Below are 23,460 nucleotides of genomic sequence, written 5' to 3' on the forward strand. Positions count from 1 at the left end.
GCGTGAGGGTGGCCGCGAGTCCATCCTGACCCCTGACTCCTCGCAAGACAGAGGTTGAAAACATGAAATTTATCGATGAAGCCCGCATTGAAGTATTCGCGGGACGCGGCGGCAACGGCGTGGCCAGTTTCCGTCGCGAGAAGTTCGTGCCCTTCGGCGGCCCGGACGGCGGCGACGGCGGCAAGGGCGGCAGCGTGTACGCGGTGGCGGACGAGAACGTCAACACCCTGGTGGAGTTCCGCTTCGTCAAGAAATACCTGGCCGAACACGGCGAGCGCGGCCGCGGCGCCGATTGCTACGGCAAGGGCGGCGACGACATCGACCTGAAAATGCCGGTGGGCACGGTGATCACCGACCATGACACCGGCGAGCTGGTGGCGGACCTGACCCATCACGGCCAGCGCATCATGATTGCGCGCGGCGGCAAGGGCGGCCTGGGCAACATCCATTTCAAATCCTCCACCAACCGCGCGCCGCGTCAATGCACGCCGGGCGAGCAGGGCGAGCAGCGCACGCTGAAGCTGGAGCTGAAAGTGCTGGCCGACGTGGGCCTGCTGGGCATGCCCAACGCCGGCAAGTCCACCTTCATCCGCGCGGTGTCGGCGGCGCGTCCCAAGGTGGCGGATTATCCGTTCACCACGCTGCACCCCAATCTGGGCGTGGTGCGCATGGACGATACCCGCAGCTTCGTGATCGCCGACATTCCCGGCCTGATCGAAGGCGCGGCGGAAGGCGCCGGCCTGGGCCACCGCTTCCTCAAGCATTTGCAGCGCACCGGCCTGTTGCTGCACGTGGTGGACGTGGCGCCGTTTGATCCCGACGTGGACCCGGTGCGCGAGGCGCGCGCCATCGTCGAGGAGCTGAAGAAGTACGACGACGAACTGCACGGCAAGCCGCGCTGGCTGGTGTTGAACAAGGTGGACATGCTGCCGCCGGACGAACGCGAGCTGACGGTGTCCGCCTTCCTCAAGGCCTACGGCTGGCCGGAAGAGCAGCCGGACGACCGTTTCGGCTTCGATCTCAAGGCGCCGCGCGTGTTCAGCATTTCCGCGCTGAACCACGAAGGCACCCGCGAGCTGACCTTCGCCATCATGTCCTATCTGGACGTGGTGCGCGCGGAGCAGCGCAAGCAGGTGGAAGAGGCGCAGCAGCAAGCCGCCGCCGCGCGTCAGACCATGATTACTCCGGATGCGGCGATGCATCAGGACACGACGGAAGAATAAGCGCCTGTTTACGATCTGCTGGGCGTCGAGAGATGTGACGCGGTGAGTGCGTTTTCGCCTTGTCTCGTTCTAACCCGCTAGACTTTGGGTGGGTTCTTTCATCCAGGCGCCGGCATCCACGGCAAGCAAGAAGGCCAGTCACGCGACTGGCCTTTTTCATTTCAGTCCGCCGCCGCGGGGGTGACGCCGCGCGTCGCCCACCAGAACAGCAGGGCCAGCAGGCTGACGGCGGCGCCCAGCAAGCATACGGCTTGCCAGCCGGCATGGGCGTAGGCCGCCGTTGCGCCGATGGCGCCCAGCCCGCTGCCAACGGCGTAGAACAGCATGTAAAGGCCCACCAGCCGGCTATGGGCTGCTGGCCGGGCGCGGAAAATCAGGCTCTGGTTGGTGACGTGCAGCGCCTGGCCGCCCAGGTCCAGCAGCACGATGCCGATCAGCAGCGCGCCCAGCGACTGCTGCATCAGCGACAGCGGCCACCAGGCCAGCAGCAATAAAGCCAGCGCCGCCGCGCTGGTGCGCTGGCCATGTCCGCCGTCGGCCCAGCGTCCGGCGCGGGCGGCGGCCAGCGCGCCTATCGCGCCCGCCAGGCCGAAGGCGCCGATGGCGGTGCGGGAGTAGCCGTGGGGCGGCGCGCTCAAAGGCAGCGCCAGCGCGCTCCAGAAGACGTTGAAGGCGGCGAACATCAGCAGCGCCAGCATGCCGCGCGCTTGCAGCGTTTTTTCTCGTCGCAGTAAGTCCAGCATGGAGGCCAGCAGCGTGGGGTAGCGCATCGCGTTTGCGGCGACGGGGAGCGGCGGCAAGCGTCGCCACAGCGGCAGCGCAATCGCCAGCATCAGCCCGGCGGCGGCGAGGTAGACGCCGCGCCAGCCGGCCAGGTCGCTGACGGCGCCGGAGAACGCCCGCGCCAGGAGCAGGCCGATGAAGACGCCGCTTTGCGCCGTGCCGACGACGCGCCCTTGCTCATGCGGCGCGGCGGCGCTGGCCGCGTAGGCGATCAGCCCCTGCGTCATCGCCGTGCCCAGCAGTCCGACCGCGAGCATGCCGGCCAGCAGCGCCGGGGTGGAGCGCGCCATGGCCACCGCCGTCAGCGCGGCGGCCAGCGCCAGCAGTTGCGCCGCCATCAGGCGGCGGCGCTCCAGCAGATCGCCCAGCGGCACCAGCAGCAGCAGGGCCAGCGCGCAGCCTATCTGGGTGGCGGTGATTACGCCGCCCACCGCCGCCTGGTGGATGGAAAAGTCCCGAGCCAGCGCGTCCAGCAGGGGTTGAGCGTAATAGACGTTGGCCACGCTCAGGCCGCTGGCGACGGCGAACAGCCATACCAGGCCGGCGGGTGTGTTCGCTGGCTTGTGTTTCAAGAGTGGCGATGGGGCGTGCCTGGCGTTCATGGTTCCGAGTCCGTTCAATCTGGTTGCAAAATGAAACCGATTGAATGCTAGGGCAGGTAGTTTTAAAATGCAACTGATTGATCCCGCCGCCGCAGAACCCAAGGAGAGCCCATGACGCGCCACAACACCATGAATCAGGAGCCATGTCCGGTGGCGCGCAGCGTCGACGTGATCGGGGATCGCTGGTCCTTGTTGATCGTGCGCGACGCCTTCGACGGCGTGCGCCGCTTCGGCGATTTCCAGCGCGGCCTGGGCATGGCCCGCAACATCCTGTCCGACCGGCTGCGCAAGCTGGTGGACGCCGAGGTGCTCGCCACCCAGGCGGCCTCGGACGGCTCCGCTTACCAGGAGTATGTGTTGACGGCCAAGGGGGAAAGCCTGTTCGCGGTGGTGCTGGCCTTGCGCCAGTGGGGCGAAGGGCATTTGTTCGAGGCGGGCGAAGGCCATTCGCTGTTGATAGACAAGCGGACCGGCCAGCCCGTGCCCTTGATGTCGCCCAGGGACGTGGACGGCGTCGAACTGGCGCCCGAGGCCACCGAGGTGCGCAAGCTGGCCTGAGCCGATCGGCCGAGACAAAGACGGCGCCACGGTGCAGCCATGCGCTGAGCCGGCGCTTGTCCCTTCCCGCATTCTTCAGGGCTGCGGCCCATTACCCTTCCCGCGTTCTTCCCGGTCCGCCTTGTCCTTGTCTGCCATTTGAACAGCCGCTTCGGCGGGTGGAAGCGGCTTGTTCATATGAAGACTTTTTCACTTGCAGGTACACCCATTCCGATACCAAGCGTTACTTGAGTGGGTGTCTGGATGTTGTATTTTGTCCTCAACAAGCCGCAAATTCGCCCTGGCGCTGAAATACCAAGTCATTAATTTTCCATGACGGCATGACGTAAGCTTAGATAAGAGCGGCGTGGGCGGCGGGCGGCGGAGACGGTATAGACAAATTGCTCTATTTATATAACATGAAGCGCTCAGCCCCCACGGGGGCGATGCCGGATCAGAGGGCGAAAAGCCCCGTGCGCTTTAACTTGTGAAATGCATATGCCCGGCTGTCGGCTCGGGATTTTCACCGTTGGCTGTAGATGAAGTCTATGAGGAGAAGCAAATGAAGAAAGCATTGGCTGTGATGGCTTTGGGTCTGATGACCGCGTCTATCGGCGCATGGGCCAAGGATTGGAAGGAAGTCCGCTTCGGGGTGGACGCCAGTTACGCGCCGTTTGAATCCAAGGCGCCCAACGGCCAGTTGGTGGGCTTCGACATTGATCTGGGCAATGAAATCTGTAAGCGCCTGAAAGCCAAGTGCGTGTGGGTGGAAAACGATTTCGACGGCATGATCCCGGCTTTGAAAGCCAAGAAGTTCGACGGCGTGCTGTCCTCGATGTCGGTGACCGAAGCCCGGATGAAGGAAATCAGCTTCTCCGCCAAATTGTTCAACACGCCTACCCGCATGGTGGCCAAGACCGGTTCCGGCCTGATGCCGACTCCGGCTTCGCTGAAGGGCAAGCGCGTGGGCGTGGAGCAAGGCACCATCCAGGAAGCCTACGCCAAGAAACACTGGGCGCCGGCCGGCGTGGAAGTGGTGCCTTATCAGAACCAGACCCAAGTGCTGTCCGACCTGGGGGCCGGCCGTCTGGACGCATCGTTGCAAGACGCGGTGCAGGCGGACGAAGGCTTCCTGAAGAAGCCGGAAGGCAAGGGCTTCGCCTTTGCCGGCAAAGAGCTGGTTGACCCGCAGACCCTGGGCGAAGGCGCCGCCATCGGCTTGCGCAAGGAAGACAAGGAACTGAAGGCCGATATCGACAAGGCCATCGCCGGCATGCTCAAAGACGGCACCTACAAGAAGCTTGAAAAGAAATACTTCAACTTCGACGTTTACGGCAAGTAAACGGCAAGGGCCCGTTCAAGCATGCAAGGCCGCCGCGCGGCAGGCTTTGAACGGGCTCTAAGAGTGTGTTTACGATCTTGCGAGCCAGAGTCCTCATCGCCTAAGGCGTCCACGACGCGCCGCGGATCGTAAACATGTTCTAAGCCGCAAGCCGCCGACAAAACCGCTGCATTGGAACCCGCAGCGCCTCCGTGGCCGGAGTGGGCCATCCGTTTTGTCGGCGGCTCGTCTTTTGCGCAAGTCAGGGCCGGTTCGGCGCGCGCCGCCGCCCTGAAAGGGGAAGAGCATGTTTTTGCATGGATTCGGTTCCATTATCTGGGACGGCACGCTGGTGACGCTGGAGTTGGCGGTGTTGTCATTGTTGCTGGCCTTCCTCATCGGCCTTATCGGGGCCGGGGCCAAGCTGTCCAGCAATCCCTTGCTGAGCGGCGTGTCCACCTTGTACACCACGCTGATTCGCGGCGTGCCGGATCTGGTGCTGATGCTGCTGATTTTTTACAGCCTGCAGATCGGCATCAATCATCTGACCGAATGGCAGGGCATGGAACGGATTGACCTCAATCCCTTCGTGTCCGGCGTGGTGACCCTGGGCTTTATCTACGGCGCTTATTTCACCGAAACGCTGCGCGGCGCCTTCATCTCCGTGCCCAAGGGCCAGCTGGAAGCCGGCACCGCTTACGGCATGAGCCATTGGCAGGTGTTTTCCCGCGTCCAGTTCCCGCAGATGATGCGTTTCGCGTTGCCCGGCATTTCCAATAACTGGCAGGTGATGCTGAAAGCCACCGCCCTGGTGTCCATCATCGGCCTGACCGACGTGGTCAAAGTGTCGATAGACGCCGGCAAGAGCACTTACAAAGTGTTCTTCTTCACCCTGGTGGCCGGGGCGATCTATCTGTTGCTCACCACGGTGTCCAACTTCGTGTTGATGTGGCTGGAACGCCGTTATTCCATGGGCGTGCGGGAGGCCGAGCTATGATAGACATCATTCAGCAATACTGGCGTCCCTTCCTGTGGTCGGACGGCTACCATTTGTCCGGCCTCGCCGTCACCATGTGGCTGCTGGTGCTGTCCATCGCCTTTGGCTTCATCGTGTCCATCCCGCTGGCGGTGGCGCGGGTGTCCAAGGTCAAATGGCTGGCGCGCAGCGTCTGGTTTTACACCTATGTGTTCCGCGGCACGCCGCTCTACGTGCAGCTGCTGTTCTTCTACACCGGCATGTACAGCCTGGACGTGGTGCGGGAAGTGGGCTTCCTCAACCACTTTTTCCGGGAAGGCTACAACTGCACCATCCTGGCGTTCGCGCTCAACACCTGCGCTTACACCACCGAGATCTTCGCCGGCGCGATCAAGGCCACCCCTTACGGCGAAATCGAGGCCGGGCGCGCCTACGGCATGAGCAAGTTCACTCTTTACCGAAGAGTGATCATCCCGTCCGCGCTGCGCCGCGCGTTGCCGGCGTACAGCAATGAAGTGATCCTGATGCTGCACGCCACCACCGTGGCCTTCACCGCCACCGTGCCGGACATTCTGAAAGTGGCGCGCGACGTCAACGCCGCCACCTATGACTCCTTCAACGCCTTCGGCCTGGCCGCCTTGATCTATCTGGGCGTCACCTTCATCCTGGTGGGCCTGTTCCGCAAGGCCGAGACCAGATGGCTGGCTTATTTGCAGCCGGCGAAAACCTGAGAAACGGACTAGAAGATGGACAAGCTGAATATCCAGAACATCTACAAGAGCTACGGCAGCCACGAAGTGCTCAAGGGCGTTTCGCTGACCGCCAAGGCCGGCGACGTGATCAGCATCATCGGCTCATCCGGCTCCGGCAAAAGCACCTTTCTGCGTTGCATCAACTTCCTGGAAAAACCGAACCAGGGCAGCATCAGCCTCAATGGCGAGCCCATCCGTCTGGCCGCCACCAAGAACGGCGAACTGACGCCGGCGGACCAGAAGCAATTGCAGGGCATGCGCACCAAGCTGGCCATGGTGTTCCAGCACTTCAATCTGTGGGCGCACATGACGGTGCTGGAAAACGTCATCGAGGCGCCGGTGCACGTGCTGGGGATTTCCAAGGAGGAGGCCACCCAGCGCGCGGTCAAATACCTGCGCAAAGTGGGCCTGGACGAGCGCGCGCAGGACAAGTACCCGGCGCATCTGTCCGGCGGTCAGCAACAGCGGGTGGCGATTGCGCGCGCGCTGGCGATGGAGCCGGAAGTGATGCTGTTCGACGAACCCACCTCGGCGCTGGACCCGGAGCTGGTGGGCGAGGTGCTGAAAGTGATGCAGGCCTTGGCCGAGGAGGGCCGCACCATGATCGTGGTCACCCACGAGATGGGCTTTGCCCGCAATGTGTCCAATCACGTGATGTTCCTGCACCAGGGACGGGTGGAGGAGGAGGGCTGCCCGGACGAGGTGTTCGGCAACACCAAGAGCGAGCGCTTGAAGGCCTTCCTGTCGGGCAGCCTGAAGTAAGCCTAGCCCGGCCCCGCTGAAGAAAGAGCAAACCCGCCGGCGCGCGATGGCCGGCGGGTTTGGCTTTTGTGGATAAGTTTGAGTTTGGCCGTTGGCTGTGGATAAGCCGGTTTACTGGGGATGATCGGCGCGGAACAGCGTCCATTCCTCCACCGTGCGGCCGTCCGGCAGCTGGCACAGCGCGTACTCATTGCCCTGGGCGTCTTTTTGCGGCAACAGCTTGCCGCCCTTTTCCCCGCAATACACGGAGGCCGGATTGGCCATGCCCACCGCGGGGCGCTCCGGCGGCTTGGTCTGGCTGCAGGCGCTCAGGCCCAAGAGCGCGGCGGCGCATATCAAGATTCTCATGCGGTTTTCCTTTCAGTATCAGGCCGACAACAGCTTGCCGGATTTGAAGGCCTCGCGGCTGGCCACCTTGGCCAGCGACAGGCCGGTGGTGGTGTAGGTGCGGGCGCTGGTGGCGTACAACATGCCGGGGCGGTTGGCGCGGATCTCGCTGCAGCGGTCGCCTATCGGGTCTATCACCTCGGCCAGCAGTTCGCCGCTGGCCACCTCGCTGCCCGGTTGGGCGTGGTAGACCACCACGCCGGCGTGCGGCGCGTACAGGTTTTCCGAGCCGGCCAGCGGGGTGGCCGGGAAGGGCAGTTCCGGCTGCGGCGGCGCGGCTTCGGCGATCACGCCGCGGTGGCGCAGGAAGTTGAGGATGCCTTCCGCGTCCCGGCGCGCGTAATCGTGATGGACGTCGATTTCGCCGCGCAGTTCCACCGTCACCGCCAGGCAGGCCATGTCGATCTGGACGTCCAGGCCCTCGGCCGCCGCCAGGTCGCGCAGCTGCCACCACAGCTGGCCGCAGGCTTCGTCGAAGGGATGGTCGCCGGAATCGGTGGCCAGCAAGGTGGCGCAAGCGCCCAGATAGCGCGACAGCGGCTCGCACTGTTCCCACAGCGGGGTGCCGGTGTACAGGTGCAGGCCGGCGCGGCAGTCGCAATGCAGATCCAGCACCACGTCGGCGTCGAAAGCCAGCTTCATCAGCGTGTGGCGCAGCGATTGCAGCTCGCTGTCGGCGCGCAGCGCGCCCAATTGCTGGCGCGCCTCCGCGCGGATCAAGGCGGTGTTGGCCTTGCCGTCGCGGCCCAGCTGCGCTTTCACCGCCTCGAAAATGGGCTCGGACAGCACCGGGTAATAGCGGTTGAAGTTCTGACCGCTTTGCAGGTCGAAACGTCCCAGCGGCTTCTCGCTCTGGTTCTGGTTCAGGCCTATGGGGTTGGCCACCGGCACCAGGATCACCTCGCCGCGCAGCAGGCCGGCGGCGTCCAGCCGCTGCAAGCCTTGCTTCAAATGCCAGGCGGTCAGCATGCCGGGCAGCTCGTCGGCATGCAGGCTGGCCTGGATATAGATTTTCTGGCCGCTTTGCGGCACGCCGAAATGGAAGCTGGTCAGGTCGCGCTGGCTGCCCAGGCTGGGCGACAGCAAGGGCTGGCGGTGGGTGTACATGGGTTCTCCTCTTGCGGTGTGCGGCTCTGTCGTCGAATCTTATGCCAAACCGGCCCGGGCAAGATAGGGCCGCCGAGCGGACATGCGTTGACGAACGAGCATGCCCCCCGGACAATCATGGCTTTTGCCATTCCACGCCCGCGCGCGTGGTGGAGTGCCTTTGGATTCTCTCTCCGACTTCTTCCAGCCCGGCATCGAGCCCGCCTCCTTGCAGGCGGTGTCGCGCCTGACCGGCGCCTGGCCTTATCTCGCCGTCTTCGTCACCCTGTTCCGCGGCGGCGACGAAGAAGTGCTGATGCGGCTGCTGGTGTTGCGGGAACTGGGCGGCCGCGCCGAAGCGCCGCTATGGACGCCGCAGGAAATCGCCCAGCGTTTCGCCTATCTGAACGACACCAAGCTGGCCACCATCCTGGGCCGGTTGCGCGAAGGCGGCCTGCTGGTCTACGACAGCGACGGCGGCGTCTACCAGTTGTCCGAAGGCGCGCGCGTCGCGCTGGCGGCGCTGGCCACCATGGTGGATTTCGCCGGCGACGACGTGGAGCTGGGCTATCTGACCAGCCAGGTGGCCGCCGGCCAGGCGGTGGGCCAGGTTTCCGACGAAGCGCTCAAACACCTGCTGGCGCGCCTGAACGAGCTGTACGCGGAATTTGAAGAAGCGCTGGAATCGCAGTCGGAATTCCGCATCCGCGCCGCCCAGCACCGCCTGGAAGCGGTATGGCGCTGGGTGGCCAAATCCACCGAGGTGGTCAAGAGCTTGACCCAGGACGACACGCTGAGCCTGCTGGTGCTCAACCAGGCCCAGGCCATCGCGCTGGCGCAAAGCCGCATGCTGGCCCTGGCCGGCACGTTTGAGCGCCGGCTGGCGCAATTGGCCGCGCAGCGCGTGCATCTGGGCGGCTCCGGCCTGACCTCCACCGACATCGCCGACTGGCTGCGCCGCATGGCGGCCGGCCAGCTGGCGCACAAGCTGGACGCCTGTCTGTCCATCGCCCCCGAGCCCGCCTTCCTGTCCACGCCGGAGCTGGCCGACGTGGCCGAATTCGAACTGCTGGCGCGCGAGCGCGCCAAGGCCGGCTCCATGACGCTGCCGGGCGGAGAAGCCGCGCCGCTGGCCGACGCGCCGGAAATGGAGCGCCTGCTGGAGGCCGAGGCCATGTACGACGCCTTGCTGGAACTGGGCATGTCCGGCGCGGCCGACGCCCACATCAGCCAGGCGGTGCTGGCCGACAGCTACAACGAAACCGCCTATCGGCTGTCGCTGCTGTCCCTGATCGGGGATCCGGAAACCAGCAACGACCAAAGCATCGTCGCCGCGCTGGCCAAGCTGCCGTTCAGGCTGCAAGGCGGCGAGAGCGTGATCGAGCCGGACCACCCGGAAGTGGCGTCGCTGTCCGACGCGAGACTGGTGGCCGCGGCCCAAAAAGGTTCTTAATGGAAACAGAAATCAAAACCCTGACCGCCCGTCTGCTGGCGCATCGGGTGGTGCCGCGCGGCGACGCGCTGGCGAAGAAGGCGCTGCTGGACGACAGCTTCCGCCTGGAATTGGACAAGAGCCTGGCGGCCGTCGGCCTGCGCCTGGTGGAGAACCCCTACGCCGAACACCTCGCCGTGGCCTTGCTGCCGGAAATGACCGAACCGGTGTTCGGCTCCGGCGACGCCTGGCTCAACAATAATCTGGGCCTGCCGCGCGACGGCGTGGCGCTGCTGGTCATCCTGTGGTCCTTGATCATCCTGCCCAAGCGCGAACGCCAGATCGCCCGCGTGGAAGCCGGCAAGGAAAACCAGAGCGATATGTTCGGCGCGCAAAAGCCGCTGGAAACCGGCGAGGCCGTGTCCACCGGGGTGTCCGAGGACGCGCTCTACGCGGACTTCGGCAAGGCGCTGGGCGGCCGCACCCGCTTCAACGCCAACCTGGGCCGCCTGGTCAACCTGGGCTTCATCGTGCGCCGCAACCGCTGGCTGGACGAAGGGCCGATGCTGGACCTGATGATCGACTACGCCCAGCTGGCGCCGCGCATCATCGAAGGCGCGCTGGCCGACGTGCTGCTGCGCCGCGAAGGCCGCGACGCGCTGGCCGACAAGCGCGCGGAAGCGGCCGAGGACGGCCTGGACGCCGCCGCGGAGGCGGACGACTCCGCCGGCCCGCTGTTTGACCTGCCGCCGGACGAGGACGCGGCCCACGAGGAGACGCGCTGATGTTCCAGATGAAATCGGTGGAAATGGTGCACTGGGACTTCTGGCAGCGGCTGACCGTGCCGCTGGACGCGCAGATCGTCACCATCATCGGCCCCAACGGCTCCGGCAAGACCACCTTGCTGGACGCGATGCGCACCCTGCTGGCGATCAAATGCTCGGGCAAGCGCGATTACAAGCGCTACGTTCGCAACAATAAGGAACCCTTCGCCTATCTGCGCGGCGTGGTGGACAATCCGCGCCGCCCCAGCGGCGGCCTGTATCCGACCCCCTTCTTCCCCATCGTCGCGGACGCCGTCACCCTGCTGTGCCGGGTCAAGAAACAGGGCGGGGACTGGGTGCGCCACTACGCCATCCTGGACGGCGACGTGCCGCTGGAGCTGGCCGAAGGCCAGGCCCAATGGATGGGCGTGCAGGAATACCGCCGCCGGCTGGAAATGGCCGGCCTGACCCCGGCGGTGGCCGAAGTGCTGGCGCTGGAACAGGGCGACACCGACAAGCTCACCGAATACAGCCCGCGCCAACTGCTGGACCTGGTGTTTCAGGTCTTCGGCGACAAGGACGTGTTGGACAACTACCAGCGCGCCCGCGACGAGCAGCGCGCCACCGAGCTGGAGCTGGAATCGCTGAGCCGTCAGGAAGAAGCGCTGCAGACGCGGGTGGAAACCATGAAGACCCGCGCCAACCGCTATCTGGAATGGCGGCAGTTGCAAACCGGCATCGCCCGGCTGCGCGACGAGGCGCTGCCGGTGCTGGCCTATCTGGACGCCAAGTCCGCGCTCGGCAATGTCTGGAAAAACTACCGCGGCAACTTCCACACGCTGAACCAGGCCCAGGGCGAGCACGCCGACACCCTGCAACTGGTGGCCAAGCTCAAGGCGGCGGAAGTGGCCGCCGACGCCTCGCGCAAGGCGGCCGAAACCGCCCGCGTCGGCGCGCAGGAAGCCTTTATGGCGGCCAAGGGCGAACACGCCGGCGTGGCCGGCCAGCTCAAGGAACGCGACCGGCTGCAAGCCTTGGCCAGCAAGGAATACGGCGCCGACGCCGCCCAACTGGCCGACAAGCTCTCCGCCTTGCGCGGCGAAGCCGAGCAATTGAAAGACGGCCTGCGCGAACTGAAAAAGCAGCGCCAGGATAGCTCCCAGCACCTGGAGGCGCTGGAGATAGGCCGCGGCCGCGCGCCGGAAGACGTGCGCCAGTTCAAGGCCGCGCTGGACGAGGCCGGCATCGGCCACCTGATGTTGTCCGACATCGTGGAAGTGCTGGACCCCAACTGGCAGGCGGCGGTGGAAGCGCTGTTGCGCGGCTATCGCCACGTGGTGCTGCTGGAGCGCGAATCCGACCGCCGCGAAGCCTGGCGCATCGGCGAGAAACTGCGCTACCGCCACTTCGTGGTGCCGGAGCGCAGCAGCCCGCCGCGCGCCAACGCCGGCAGCCTGATGGAAGTGGTGCGCTTCTCCGCCGACGCGCCGGAATGGCTGTATCGGCAATTGAACAGCGTCAGCCGCGTCGACGACGCCGAGCAGGGCGCCGACGTCAGCGGCGACTGGATCACCCGCGACGGCTATTTCCGCGAACGCCGCGGCGCGCGCCACATCGGCGTGCCGGCGCATGAGTTCGCCTTCGGCGAAGCCGCCCGCCAATCGCGGCTGCTGGCGGTGCGCGAGGCATTGAAAGCGCTGAACACCCGCATCCTGGCCGATGAAGAGCGGCTGGTGGCCGCCACGCGCGAAGCCGCCGGCCTGGCCGAATACCTGGGCGGCATGGACGCCATCCGCCAGCTGGACAGCCGCGCCGAAGAGTTCGCCGCGCTGGAAACGCGCAAGCAGGGACTGGAAAGCGAAATCGCCCGCCTGGGCGCGGCGCTGGGCCTGGTCAGCGCGGAGAAGGAAGCCGCCGACCAACGCTACAGCGACGCAAGGCTGGCACACGACCGCGTCTGCCAGCGCGAACAGGACAGCCTGGCCGCCTTCCGCCAAAAACAGCAGGAAGTGGAGCAGGCGCGCCGCCAAGTGCGCCGCCTGCTGTCCGAGCTGCGCGAATGGGCGGAGCGCTTGCCCGATGCGGCGCTGGCGGCGGATAACGTCGCGGCGCTCGAAAGCGAGTTCGACACCGCCGCCGACGCCAAGCACCAGCTCAATTACTTGGAAGAGCGGCTGCAAAGCGGAGACTGGGAGCAGGACGAAGCCGTGTTGGCCCTGAAGGACAAACTGGTGGAAGACCTGACCGGCCTGGACCGCGAGCGTCAGCGCCGCCAAAGCGAAGTGGACCGTTCGCGCGAACTCACCGACGAAGCGCGCGCCGCCTATATGGGCAAGCTGCGCGCCACCGTCCGCGTCTACGGTCAGAACGTCAAGCGCCTGGGCGAACTGGCCGGCATCCAGGTGGAAGTGGAACTGCCGCAGCTGTCCAACGACGACGCGGCGCTGGCCCAGGCCGGCCTGGTGCTCAAGTTCAACTTCGACCAGAAGGGCCTGATGGGCATGAACGACGGCGAAGCCTCCGGCGGTCAGCAGGTGATGAAGTCGCTGATCCTGCTGATCGGCCTGATGATGGACGAGTCCAACCCGTCCGGCTTCGTCTTCATCGACGAGCCGTTCGCCCACCTGGACATCTTCAACATCGACCGCGTCGCCGGCTTCCTCAAAGCCACCGAGGCGCAGTACCTGATCACCACGCCCAACACCCACAACATCAATATCTTCGCGCCGTCGGAGCTGACGCTGGCCACCCGCAAGAAGCGGCCGGGAGAGCAATGGGCGCCGCCCATTCTGCAAACCCGCCGCCGCGCGGACGGCGGCGAACCGGTTTGAGCAGACTGCGCAGCCGCCCCTAGGGGCGGCTTTTGCTTGTTAGCATGGACAGACCCTAGCTCTGTCAGGAGAGCCCATGTCCAATTATCGACGCGACCGCAGCGCCGGCGGCAGCTGGTTCTTCACCGTCAACTTGGCTGATAGGCGACAGCGTTTGCTGCTCGACCATGTTGAGGCCCTGCGTGAAGCTTTCCGTTACACCTTGTGCCGCCATCCCTTCCGGGTTGAGGCCATCGTGATCATGCCCGACCACCTGCATACGGTGTGGACTCTGCCGGCTGCTGACGTGGATTACCCTCTGCGTTGGCGTTTGATCAAAACCATGTTTACCCGATCATTGCCGGCGGTAGAGCGGATCTCCGCTTCGCGCCGTGGCAAGGGCGAGCGACATGTTTGGCAGCGGCGTTATTGGGAGCACCGTTTGCGGGATGAGCAAGACTTTGCCCGCCATATCGATTACATCCACAACAACCCGCTCAAACATGGCTACGTCTCCGCACTTGCGGACTGGCCATGGTCTTCCTTCCATCGTTACGTGAGGCATGGCGTGTTGCCGGAAGATTGGGCCGGGGGAGATGGCGAGGGCGCCGAGTTTGGGGAGCGAGGGGATTCGATCACAAGGAGTGAGTAGATAGACCCAGCTTCCGTACGATTGCGCTCCATCCTCGCCACTGCGAGCGGCGCGTAGGGAGGGAGGAGCCGTAGGCGATGCCCGCCAATGATTCACAATCAAACAGGCTGGCGATGTTGAGCGCGTTTCCGCGTGGGTATCGCTTCGCTCCACCCACCCTACGGCGAGCGGTGCGTGGGGTCGGCGGAGCCGCAGGCGATACCCGCCAATGATTAGCAATCAAACAGGCCGGCGGCGTTGAGCATGTTTCCGCGTGGGTATCGCTTCGCTCCGCCCACCCTAGGGCGAGCGGCGCGTAGGGTGGGCGGAGCTGCAGGCGATGCCCGCCAATGATCAGCGATCAAACAGGCTGGCGGCGTCGAGCATGTTTCCGCGTGGGTATCGCTTCGCTCCGCCCACCCTACGGCGAGCGGCGCGTAGGGTGGGCGGAGCCGTAGGCGATGCCCGCCAATGATCGGTAATCAAACAGGCCGGCGATGTTGAGCGCGTTTCCGCGTGGGTATCGCTTCGCTCCACCCACCCTACGGCGAGCGGCGCGTAGGGTGGGTGGAGCCGCAGGCGATACCCACCAATGGCTTGTCATCTCAAACAGGCTGATGAACTGGGGGCATTGCCGTCGCTCACGGCTGGTTGTAGCTGTACTCGATGCCGTTGATCGTGGACTTGAAGCCGTAGCGCGGGAAGGCCGGGTTCGGCTTCTTGGCGAGGTAGGCGTCCGCCAGCGCCTCGGCCGCTTGCCGGTAGAACTTGATCTGGTTCTTGTTGTACCAGGGATCGTCGTGGGGATTGGGGCTGAACTTATAGCTCTGGTCGCGGCCGCCGGCGATGTAAATGCGAATGCCGCGCGCGCCGGGGCCGGAGCCGCCGCTTTTTTGCTCCACATAGTTGAAGGTGATGCCGCTGTCCTTGTAATTGGGCAGGCTGCCGCTGATATTGGCTGCCAGCGCTCCGCCGGCGGTCAGCGACAGCGCGCTGACGGCGAGCAAGGCCGCGACGCGGCGGAACAGGAAGTTGAGTGGGGGATGCATGGCGCTCCTTTGGGTGATGGTTGAGAACCGTCGGCAAGCGAGCGGCCTTGCCGGCGAGGCGTTAGCGTCGTGAAATGGCGCTTAAATGTCGCCTATTTATACAAATGGCAATTATCTTTCGTCTTTAAATGCCATTTGGATTGTGAAGATAGGCGAGCGCGAGGCTATCAGCAAGCGCCGCATGCCAGTCCTTAAGGCCGGGCGGCGAGAAAGCGCTGATGAGGCGTTTGCGCGGCGGGTCGCGCTTGGACGGCGGATGGCGTCCCGCCGCCTCTGGCCTATGCTGAGAGGGAGGCATGAGCGTTGTGGGAAAGCGGGTTTGAAATGGAAGAACGCGATTTGGTGAGCAGCGCCATCCCCATGGCGCAACTCAAGCTGGAACTGCGCCCGAACGGCGTTTTGCGGATTGCGGTGTACGAGCTTGACGATGAGGAGCCGTTTTTCGTTTACGAGGCCAGCGATGACTTCGATCCCGAGGCGGTGCTGGGCGTCGCGGAAAGGCGGCTGGACCCGGTGCGGCTGGCCGTCTTCAAGCATGTGTTCTTCCCGGCTCAGGACGATGTCGAGGATGGACGGGAAGAGGGCGACGGGTAAAGGACTCCCGCGCCCCTTCGTCCATTGCAGGCCAACACCCCGCCCAGGCGGGGTGTTATTTTTACGCTGATCGCCATGGCTTTGGCCCTGATGAACCGGCAAGTACAATCTTGGTCGTGTCGTTCAATTGGCGGAACCGGATTTGGCGCCCTAAATGTATTGATTCCTTTGTCGAGAGTGGTTTTCTCGCATCTATTTAAAGCAACGTAGTTGTGTTTCCTATGGCAGGCAGTGGCAGGGAGACCTTGATGGTCTGCCGGTTCTCAGTGCGCCGGTTCGCTAACCCTGTCACGTGCCTGTTTTTCCCCATGTGTGGTGGAGTTCTCGCTGCTTAGCCGGGAACAGTGGCCGCCATGGCCTTGACCCTGATGGACAGGCAAGCAACAATCCTTGCCGTGCTGCCGCCATAGCAGCACCGGGAGTGGAAACCCGTATTGCTGTTAAGAAGGCAGACGCGTTGTATGCGCGCGTCTGAGCCATTCCACGTCTGTAAGGCGGGGGGTGGCAGGGAGGCCTAGCGCCTGCCGATTGCCTTCTTGTCGGTTTTCCACCCCTGCCGCCTGCCCGCCACCCGAGTGGAAACGGGTGCCGGGCCGATCTTTTCGAAGAAGGAGGCCCCATGCTCATCCGCTATTTGTCTCATTTCTTATTACCGTCCCCCTTGCCGTCTCCGCACTCTGAGGAGGCCCGGCCATGACTGCGCTGCCGCTTGCCGCTTCGTCCCTGAGTCCGCGTCAAGACGCCCAAAGCCCGCCTGGGGGCGGGCTTCGGGTACTGATGGATGGCCCGGCCATGGGCCGGGCGCATGCGCTTAGCGCAGGTTCAACGCTTTGATCGCGTTGTTGATTTCATCCGCCAGGCGCACTTCCTGACCCAGCTGCTCGTGCCATTGCTGGTTCTGGAAGAAGGCGTAGCGCGCCTTGGAGTTGTTGCCGGCTTGCCAGCCGTCTTTCAGTTGGCCGTCGAAGAAGAACTGTTCCAGCAGCGCGTGGCCGGCCGCGTGGGCCTGGTTTTGCGCGTGCTGCTCGTGCAGGCGCGGCGCGCCCACCAGATGCAGTTCGATATCGCGGCCCTGCTCTTCGTAGCGGCCCTGGATCGGGTGCTCGAACACCAGCGGCTGCAGCGTGGCGTGGGTGATGGTGGCGCGGCCGGTGATATGGCGCGACGGGGTGTACACGGTCAGATCCAGCCGCAGGTTCAGGCCGCCCGCCTGGCCGGGTTTGTTGACGTTGTAGCTGACGATGAACAGGCCGGATTTTTGATCGCGATCGATAGTCATGTTTGGACTCCTTGAGATCAATAACATCAGAGAAGTTGGAGCGCCCGGTGGGACGCCCAGGCCCAATGGCGATGTGCGAGCCGCGGCGGTAACCGCTGCTGCCCTGTAGTTATATAACCTTTGATTTTATTTTCTGCCGTACTTAATGGCAGTTGGAAATAAAGAGGAGATGGGGCTTGCGCGCGGGCTTAGGGAGGGAAGGGGCAGGAAAGCGCGCCGCCGGGGCCGGCGGTGCGAGGGAAAATCAGGCTTGTTGCTCAAAGCGCACAGGCTGTTTGCCCAGGCGCTTGGCCCGCACCACCACGGTGCCGGCGATCTTGTCGTGCCAGCCCTGTTTGCGCGCGTCCAGGCCCACCCAGATCAGGCCCAGCAAGAAGGGGAAGCAGGATACGAAGTAGCCGAGATAGCGCAGCGCCGCCTGCATCGGCGTCATCGGCGCGCCGGTTTTGGCGTCCACGATGCGCGCGCCCAGCAGCATCTTGCCCGGCGTGCTGCTCTTGAACCACCAGAAAGCCAGCACCGCCGCCGCCGGCAGCACCCAGTTGACCATCAGGCCGGCCAGCGGGCTCAATTCGAAGCCGCCTTGCATCATGAAGGCCTGCATCATCCAGCCGTCGCCGCTTTCCGCCACGCGGCGGGTTTCGCCGCCGCCGCCGGCCAGCAGCCAGATCGCCGGCGCCAGCGCCAGGCACAGCAGCAGGGTGTCGATCAGGCTGGCCAGCACCCGCAGCCAGAAGCCGACGTATTCCAGTTCTTCCGCGCCGTCTTGCATCTTCAATCCTCCAGATTGGGTTTGTGCTTGGCCGCCACGCGCAGATAGTGTTCGGCGGAGTATTGGAAATAGGCCAGCTCTTTGTCGGTCAGCGGCCGCGCCTGCTTGACCGGGTTGCCCAGATAAAGATAGCCGGACTCCAGCCGCTTGCCCGGCGGCACCAGGCTGCCGGCCCCGATCAGCACTCGCGGTTCTATCAGCGCGCGGTCCAGCACGATGCTGCCGATGCCGACCAGCACTTCGTCGCCTATGGTGCAGCCGTGCAGGGTGACGTGGTGGCCGATGGTGACGTTGCGGCCTATCACCAGCGGCGCGCCGACGGGGTCCGCTGCGCTTCTGTGGCTGACGTGCAGCATGGCGAAGTCCTGGATGTTGGAGTTCTCGCCTATGCTGATGGCGTTGACGTCGCCGCGTATCACCGCACAGGGCCAGACCGACGCGCCCTCCGCCAACGAGACTTCGCCGATGACCACGGCAGCCGGGTCGATGTAGCAGCTGTCGTGGATCTGCGGCTGATGCCCGTCATAAGGGCGGATATTGCTTTTCATCGGTCTGTCCTCATCTGAAATCGGGTAAAGTTCCTATCATACCCCCACAGGATGCCAATATGAGCCAGAACCCCTTGCTGGACTTTTCCGGACTGACCCGTTTCGCGGAGATCAAGCCGGAGCACATTTCCCCCGCCATCGACGAATTGCTGTCCGCCGCGCGCGCCGCGGTGGCGCGGCTGACCGCGGAGCAGGGCGCGCCCAGCTGGGAAAGCTTCGTCGATCCGCTGACCGACGCCACCGAGCATCTGGGCCGCGCCTGGGGCGTGGTGGGCCATCTGAACGCGGTGGTGAACACGCCGGAGCTGCGCGAGGCCTACAACAGCAATATCCCGAGAATTTCCGAGTTCTGGACCGAGATGGGCCAGAACCTGGAGCTGTTCGCCCGCTTCAAGGCGCTGGCGGCCAGCCCGGAGCACGCCGGCTACAGCGCGGCGCGCAAGAAGATCGTATCCAACGATCTGCGCGATTTCCGCCTGTCCGGCGCGGAATTGCCGCAGGCGGAAAAAGAGCGCTTCGCCGCCATCCAGACGAGGCTGGCGGAGCTGTCCGCCAAGTTCGAGCAGAACGTGCTGGACGCCACCGACGCCTTCAGCCTGTATATCGAGGACAAGGCCGAGCTGTCCGGCGTGCCCGAGGATTCGCTGGAACTGTTCGCCGCCGCCGCGGCCGGCGACGACAAGAGCGGCTACAAGATCACGCTGCAATTCCCGTTCTACTTCCCGGTGCTGCAGTACGCGGACAACCGCGCGCTGCGCGAAAAGCTGTACCAGGCCAATGTGCAGCGCGCGTCGGAGTTCGGCCCGGCCGAACGCGACAACAGCCCCATCATCCGCGAAAAGCTGAAGCTGGCGCGCGAGGAGGCCCAGCTGCTGGGCTTCGCCAACTTCGCCGAACTGTCCTTGTTCACCAAGATGGCGGAAAGCCCGGAACAGGTGATCGCCTTCCTGCGCGATCTGGCCGCGCGCGCCAAGCCGTTCGCGGTCAAGGACCGCCAGGAGCTGGAGGCCTTCGCCGCCGCCGAACTGGGCCTGGCCAAGCTGGAAGCCTGGGATCTGGCCTACGCCGCGGAAAAGCTGCGGGTGGCGCGTTACGCCTTCTCCGAGCAAGAAGTGAAGCAGTACTTCCCGGAAAGCAAGGTGCTGCCCGGCCTGTTCGGCGTGGTGTCCACGCTGTTCGGCATCGAGGTGCGGCCTAGCAGCGCGCCGGTCTGGCATCAGGACGTGCGCTTCTTCGACATCCACAAGGACGGCCAACTGGTCGGCAGCTTTTATTTCGACCTGTACGCCCGCGACGGCAAGCGCTCCGGCGCCTGGATGGATGACGCGCGCGGCCGCCGCCGCAAGAGTGGCCAGGTGCAGACCCCGATCGCCTATCTGACCTGCAACTTCACCCGCCCGGTGGGCGACAAGCCGGCGCTGTTCACCCACGACGAAGTGATCACCTTGTTCCACGAGTTCGGCCATGGCCTGCATCATATGCTGACCCGCGTCGACGAACTGGGCGTGGCCGGCATCAACGGCGTGGAATGGGACGCGGTGGAGCTGCCCAGCCAGTTCCTGGAGAACTTTGCCTGGGAATGGGACGTGGTGCAGGGCATGACCCGTCATGTGGACAGCGGCGCGACCTTGCCGCGCGAGCTGTTCGACAAGATGCTGGCGGCCAAGAACTTCCAGAGCGGCATGGCCACGGTGCGCCAGCTGGAGTTCGCGCTGTTCGACCTGCAGCTGTACAGCGTTTTCGACGCCGACAAGGGCGATTGGCTGGCCCTGTTGGAAGAGGTGCGCGGCGAGGTGGCGGTGAACTTCCCGCCGGCCTACAACCGCTTCCCCAACAGCTTCAGCCACATTTTCGCCGGCGGCTATTCGGCCGGCTATTACAGCTACAAGTGGGCGGAAGTGCTGTCCGCGGACGCCTACGCGGCTTTCGAGGAGGCCGGCGGCGCCAATGCGGACACCGGCAAGCGCTTCTGGGACGAAATCCTGGCGGTGGGCGGCAGCCGTCCGGCGCTGGAATCCTTCCGCGCCTTCCGCGGCCGCGATCCGCAGATCGACGCCTTGCTGCGCCATTCCGGCATGGTGGAAACAGTTTGAAACGGCCGTTTTATGCTGAGGGAAAAATATTCCGGGCTTTGTCGGAACTCTTGTGAAGCGCCGCGGCTCTAATTTTTTGCTCAGTGGGTTATCTCCAGAGCAGCAAGCGAGCCAGACGCATATCAGGGTAGATTGATATAGTGTCTATTGCGCGCCTCCGTGTAGACGGAGGCGCCTTTTTTTTTGCCGCGGATCGCGCGGCTAAAAAGATTCAGTCGTCCCGCTCTGGTTTGGCGGGCGGCGTCAGCGGCTGCAGGGTGTGGCGGTGCTGGAAGGTAGGGGTCCGCATCGAGAACGGCGGGGTCAACGGCGCCAGACGAGGGCGGTTGGGGTTGCGCGTCGGGCATAATGCCTGTTGCGCGTCGTGCTGCTTGTGCTTGATAGTCAAGAACTTGCTCCGGTTACGACGACGCTTTCGATCATAGGCCGTGGTTCCGGGCCTTGGCAAATTCCCGTCGTCCGGCTGTTGTTTATTTGTTTAAACACTTTTGTTTAATCAAGCATCAAATAATCGACGCCATCGACTGTCGCCGCCCAAAGCTTGGCAGTGCCGCGCGCTGCGGTTATGGTGTCGGCCTTTGCATGAAAAACATTTGGAGAGCCCGTCGATGCGTTTTGCCACCTGGAACGTCAATTCCCTCAAGGTCCGCCTGCCGCAGGTGATCCAATGGCTGTCGGACAGCCCGGTGGACGTGCTCTGTCTGCAAGAGCTGAAAATGGATCAGGACGTGTTTCCCTTGGCCGAGATCGAAGCGGCCGGCTACCGCGCGGCCTGGTTCGGCCAGAAAACTTACAACGGCGTGGCCATTCTGGTGCGCGCGCCGCTGGAGCTGGAAGACGTGGTGCTCGGCATCCCCGATTACGGCGACGAGCAGCGCCGGGTGATCGCCGCCACGGTGAACGGCATCCGCGTGATCTGCGGCTATTTCGTCAACGGCGAGGCGGTGGATTCGCCCAAGTATCCGTACAAGCTGGAGTGGCTGGCCAATCTGGAGCGCTATGTCGCCGCGGAGCTGCAACGCCACCCGCAGTTGCTGCTGTTGGGCGATTACAATATCGCGCCGGAAGACCGCGATGTGTACGACCCGGAAAGCTGGCACGAACAAGTGTTGTGCAGCACGCCGGAACGCGAATCCTTCCGCCGCCTGATCGCGCTGGGCCTGAGCGACAGCTTCCGCCTGTTCAATCAGGAGGAGAAACAGTACAGCTGGTGGGATTACCGCGCGATGATGTTCCGTCGCAACAAGGGCGTGCGTATCGACCACATCCTGGTCAGCGACGCCTTGAAGCCGCGCGCGCTGGAATGCGTGATCGACAAGGCGCCGCGCAAATGGGAGCGTCCGTCCGACCACACTCCGGTGGTGCTGACCCTGGCCGATTGAGCCTAAAGGCCGGCCGCGGCCGGCCTATCCGCCAGCTTTCTTGGCTTGCCTCAAAAATATCGCCGGCCGGTTTTGCTAGTCTGGAGCTTTCTTGCTTTCAGATGGCTGCGCGATGACCCAAAACCACCCCAAACTGCCGGTAGACCCGTATTACGAGGGCGTACCGGAATACATGACCCAGGTGTACGACTGGGCTTACGTCAACCCGCGCAAGGCCGGCTGGCTGGATCGCAACCTGGTGGTGCGCGTCTTGTTGTTCTTCAACGATCAAAGGCTGATGCGCGCCTATCTGGAGCAGATCCGCCCCGGCGACAAGGTGTGGCAGGTGGCCCATGTCTACGGCGACCTGGTGCAGCGCGCGGCGGACCGGGTGGGCGGGGACGGGCGCTTCGTGCTCACCGACATCACGCCGGTGCAGATAGAGCACGCCGAGCGCAAGCTGCGCGATCGCCCCCAAGCCGCGGTGGTGCGCGCCAACGCCGGCAATCACCGGCTGGAGTCCGACGATTTCAACTTGATCTGCAGTTTCTTCCTGCTGCATGAGGTGCCGGATCATCTGAAGCGCGCCATCGTCGACAATATGCTGTCCCAGGTGCCGGCCGGCGGCCGCGCGGTCTTCGTCGACTACCATAGGCCCAAGCCGTGGCAGCCGATAGGCTGGCTGCTCAAATGGGTGAACCGCGTGCTGGAGCCGTTCGCCGAGGCCTTGTGGAACCATGAGATTCGCGACTACGCGCAAGAGGCGGACGGCTTCGACTGGAGCAAGCGCACCCTGTTCGGCGGGGTGTACCAGGTGACGACGGCGAAGAGGAAGCCTTGAGGGCGCGCCGTACTTGACGTTACACGGGCTTACAAGCGACTAACAGACCCGGGACGGGGGCAGGGCTAGGATACGTCTCAAGGAAGCGCCGAATCCGGCGCGATGTGATCGGTGAACGGGAGCCCAAGGCTCCCAAGCCTGAAACTGGAGATGCATCATGAACAAACTGACTCTGCTTGCCCTGACCGCCGCTTTCGGCCTGAGCTCCGCCGCTGGTTTCGCCGCCGAAACCGCCAAGCCGGCCGCTTCCGCTCCGGCAGCCAAAATGGCTCCGGCCGCCAAGAAAGCTGAAAAGCACCCGGCCAAGATCCACCACGCCAAGAAAGGCGAAAAGGTAGCCGCTTCCGCTCCGGCGCAAAAAGCCCAGGCCGCCAAGGCTGAAGCGTCCGCTCCGGCCAAGGCCAAGCACGCCGCCAAGAAGCCGCACGCCAAGCATGCGAAGAAGGCCGCTTCCGCCGCCGCCCAGAAAGCCCAGGCCGCCAAGGCTGAAGCTTCCGCTCCGGCCAAGAAGCACGCCGCTAAAAAGCCGCACGCCAAGCACGCTAAAAAAGCCGCTTCCGCTCCGGCGCAGAAAGCCCAGGCCGCCAAGGCCGAGGCCTCCGCTCCGGCCAAGAAAGTAGAGAAAAAGGCCGCTCAACACAAGAAGCACGCCGGCAAGGCCAAGAAGGCCGCTGCATCGGCTGCCAAATAAACCGGACCTCGCGTCTGGCTCGCTAAAAAAAACAGGCCCCTCAGGGAGGCCAAGACTCAAAGGAGGCCGCGGCCTCCTTTTTCTTTTTGAACGGGACCGCCGGCAGGACAGGCGCGCCCGGCGGCCTTATGCTGTTACACTCAAACGCTTCGATGCCGGCCGCATG

Annotated in this window: 23 protein-coding genes; 15 read left to right on the forward strand and 8 right to left on the reverse strand. The window is 64.2% G+C overall.

Features of this window, described 5'->3' with window-relative positions:
• Positions 1–62 precede the first annotated feature (62 nt).
• On the forward strand, positions 63–1,223 hold the full coding sequence (gene obgE / locus QUG03_RS03595) for a GTPase ObgE (RefSeq protein WP_107800692.1): 1,161 nt from the start codon (positions 63–65) through the stop codon (positions 1,221–1,223).
• Between the two features lie 161 nt (positions 1,224–1,384).
• Here obgE and QUG03_RS03600 read toward each other — a convergent pair whose 3' ends face one another.
• Positions 1,385–2,608, reverse strand: coding sequence for an MFS transporter (locus QUG03_RS03600; protein WP_500819393.1), 1,224 nt, complete (start codon positions 2,606–2,608; stop codon positions 1,385–1,387).
• A 111-nt stretch (positions 2,609–2,719) separates the two neighbouring features.
• On the opposite strand from QUG03_RS03600, the gene QUG03_RS03605 reads away from it, so the two are divergent.
• The 5 genes from QUG03_RS03605 (at position 2,720) to QUG03_RS03625 (ending at position 6,956) form a co-directional block, all read left to right on the forward strand.
• A complete protein-coding gene (locus QUG03_RS03605) occupies positions 2,720–3,166 on the forward strand; it encodes a winged helix-turn-helix transcriptional regulator (RefSeq protein WP_107800690.1) in 447 nt (148 codons plus the stop codon).
• A 541-nt stretch (positions 3,167–3,707) separates the two neighbouring features.
• On the forward strand, positions 3,708–4,487 hold the full coding sequence (locus QUG03_RS03610; protein ID WP_107800689.1) for an ABC transporter substrate-binding protein: 780 nt from the start codon (positions 3,708–3,710) through the stop codon (positions 4,485–4,487).
• 286 nt (positions 4,488–4,773) lie between these two features.
• Entirely contained in the window at positions 4,774–5,463 is a 690-nt protein-coding gene (locus tag QUG03_RS03615) for an ABC transporter permease (protein WP_107800688.1), read from the forward strand.
• On the forward strand, positions 5,460–6,173 hold the full coding sequence (locus QUG03_RS03620) for an ABC transporter permease (RefSeq protein WP_107800687.1): 714 nt from the start codon (positions 5,460–5,462) through the stop codon (positions 6,171–6,173). Before QUG03_RS03615 ends, QUG03_RS03620 begins: the two co-directional genes overlap by 4 nt.
• Before the next feature lie 15 nt (positions 6,174–6,188).
• Positions 6,189–6,956: an ABC transporter ATP-binding protein gene (locus tag QUG03_RS03625; protein ID WP_107800686.1), complete on the forward strand. Its 768-nt coding sequence runs from the start codon at positions 6,189–6,191 to the stop codon at positions 6,954–6,956.
• Positions 6,957–7,067: 111 nt separating this feature from the next.
• Here QUG03_RS03625 and QUG03_RS03630 read toward each other — a convergent pair whose 3' ends face one another.
• Both QUG03_RS03630 and QUG03_RS03635 read right to left on the reverse strand, forming a co-directional pair.
• Entirely contained in the window at positions 7,068–7,304 is a 237-nt protein-coding gene (locus QUG03_RS03630; protein WP_166453390.1) for a putative hemolysin, read from the reverse strand.
• Positions 7,305–7,322: 18 nt separating this feature from the next.
• Entirely contained in the window at positions 7,323–8,450 is a 1,128-nt protein-coding gene (locus QUG03_RS03635) for a succinylglutamate desuccinylase/aspartoacylase family protein (protein ID WP_107800684.1), read from the reverse strand.
• Between the two features lie 154 nt (positions 8,451–8,604).
• Here QUG03_RS03635 and QUG03_RS03640 point away from each other — a divergent pair, with 154 nt between their 5' ends.
• The 4 genes from QUG03_RS03640 to QUG03_RS03655 all read left to right on the forward strand — a co-directional run bounded on the left by QUG03_RS03640 (position 8,605) and on the right by QUG03_RS03655 (position 14,087).
• Positions 8,605–9,882, forward strand: a complete 1,278-nt coding sequence (locus tag QUG03_RS03640) for a hypothetical protein (protein ID WP_500819395.1) — start codon at positions 8,605–8,607, stop codon at positions 9,880–9,882.
• Positions 9,882–10,646, forward strand: coding sequence for a hypothetical protein (locus QUG03_RS03645; protein ID WP_107800682.1), 765 nt, complete (start codon positions 9,882–9,884; stop codon positions 10,644–10,646). Before QUG03_RS03640 ends, QUG03_RS03645 begins: the two co-directional genes overlap by 1 nt.
• Positions 10,646–13,456, forward strand: a complete 2,811-nt coding sequence (locus QUG03_RS03650; protein WP_500819396.1) for an ATP-binding protein — start codon at positions 10,646–10,648, stop codon at positions 13,454–13,456. Before QUG03_RS03645 ends, QUG03_RS03650 begins: the two co-directional genes overlap by 1 nt.
• A 76-nt stretch (positions 13,457–13,532) precedes the next feature.
• Complete coding sequence (locus tag QUG03_RS03655; RefSeq protein WP_500819398.1) at positions 13,533–14,087, forward strand: REP-associated tyrosine transposase; 555 nt, start codon at positions 13,533–13,535, stop codon at positions 14,085–14,087.
• Positions 14,088–14,707: 620 nt separating this feature from the next.
• Here the strand turns inward: QUG03_RS03655 and QUG03_RS03660 are convergent.
• A complete protein-coding gene (locus tag QUG03_RS03660; protein WP_107800679.1) occupies positions 14,708–15,115 on the reverse strand; it encodes a hypothetical protein in 408 nt (135 codons plus the stop codon).
• Positions 15,116–15,439: 324 nt separating this feature from the next.
• Here QUG03_RS03660 and QUG03_RS03665 point away from each other — a divergent pair, with 324 nt between their 5' ends.
• Positions 15,440–15,709, forward strand: coding sequence for a hypothetical protein (locus QUG03_RS03665; RefSeq protein WP_227105086.1), 270 nt, complete (start codon positions 15,440–15,442; stop codon positions 15,707–15,709).
• Between the two features lie 811 nt (positions 15,710–16,520).
• Here the strand turns inward: QUG03_RS03665 and QUG03_RS03670 are convergent.
• From QUG03_RS03670 to QUG03_RS03680, 3 genes are all read right to left on the reverse strand, one after another.
• Positions 16,521–16,988: a DUF1842 domain-containing protein gene (locus QUG03_RS03670; RefSeq protein ID WP_043589836.1), complete on the reverse strand. Its 468-nt coding sequence runs from the start codon at positions 16,986–16,988 to the stop codon at positions 16,521–16,523.
• Between the two features lie 244 nt (positions 16,989–17,232).
• A complete protein-coding gene (locus QUG03_RS03675; RefSeq protein WP_227105085.1) occupies positions 17,233–17,760 on the reverse strand; it encodes an RDD family protein in 528 nt (175 codons plus the stop codon).
• A gap of 2 nt (positions 17,761–17,762) precedes the next feature.
• Positions 17,763–18,308: a gamma carbonic anhydrase family protein gene (locus QUG03_RS03680; protein WP_500819399.1), complete on the reverse strand. Its 546-nt coding sequence runs from the start codon at positions 18,306–18,308 to the stop codon at positions 17,763–17,765.
• 59 nt (positions 18,309–18,367) lie between these two features.
• Between QUG03_RS03680 and QUG03_RS03685 the strand changes: the two genes are divergently transcribed.
• A complete protein-coding gene (locus tag QUG03_RS03685; RefSeq protein WP_107800674.1) occupies positions 18,368–20,401 on the forward strand; it encodes a M3 family metallopeptidase in 2,034 nt (677 codons plus the stop codon).
• Between the two features lie 211 nt (positions 20,402–20,612).
• Here QUG03_RS03685 and QUG03_RS03690 read toward each other — a convergent pair whose 3' ends face one another.
• Entirely contained in the window at positions 20,613–20,789 is a 177-nt protein-coding gene (locus tag QUG03_RS03690; protein WP_158274345.1) for a hypothetical protein, read from the reverse strand.
• 220 nt (positions 20,790–21,009) lie between these two features.
• On the opposite strand from QUG03_RS03690, the gene xth reads away from it, so the two are divergent.
• The 3 genes from xth (at position 21,010) to QUG03_RS03705 (ending at position 23,294) form a co-directional block, all read left to right on the forward strand.
• Positions 21,010–21,783: an exodeoxyribonuclease III gene (gene xth, locus QUG03_RS03695; RefSeq protein WP_107801970.1), complete on the forward strand. Its 774-nt coding sequence runs from the start codon at positions 21,010–21,012 to the stop codon at positions 21,781–21,783.
• A 112-nt stretch (positions 21,784–21,895) separates the two neighbouring features.
• Positions 21,896–22,603 carry a rhodoquinone biosynthesis methyltransferase RquA gene (rquA, locus tag QUG03_RS03700; RefSeq protein ID WP_500819400.1) on the forward strand — a complete coding sequence of 236 codons (708 nt, stop codon included), beginning with the start codon at positions 21,896–21,898 and terminating at the stop codon, positions 22,601–22,603.
• Between the two features lie 157 nt (positions 22,604–22,760).
• Positions 22,761–23,294, forward strand: a complete 534-nt coding sequence (locus QUG03_RS03705) for an acid-shock protein (RefSeq protein ID WP_107800672.1) — start codon at positions 22,761–22,763, stop codon at positions 23,292–23,294.
• Positions 23,295–23,460 lie beyond the last annotated feature (166 nt).

The sequence above is a fragment of the Chromobacterium sp. CCUG 30098 genome (assembly GCF_059916605.1).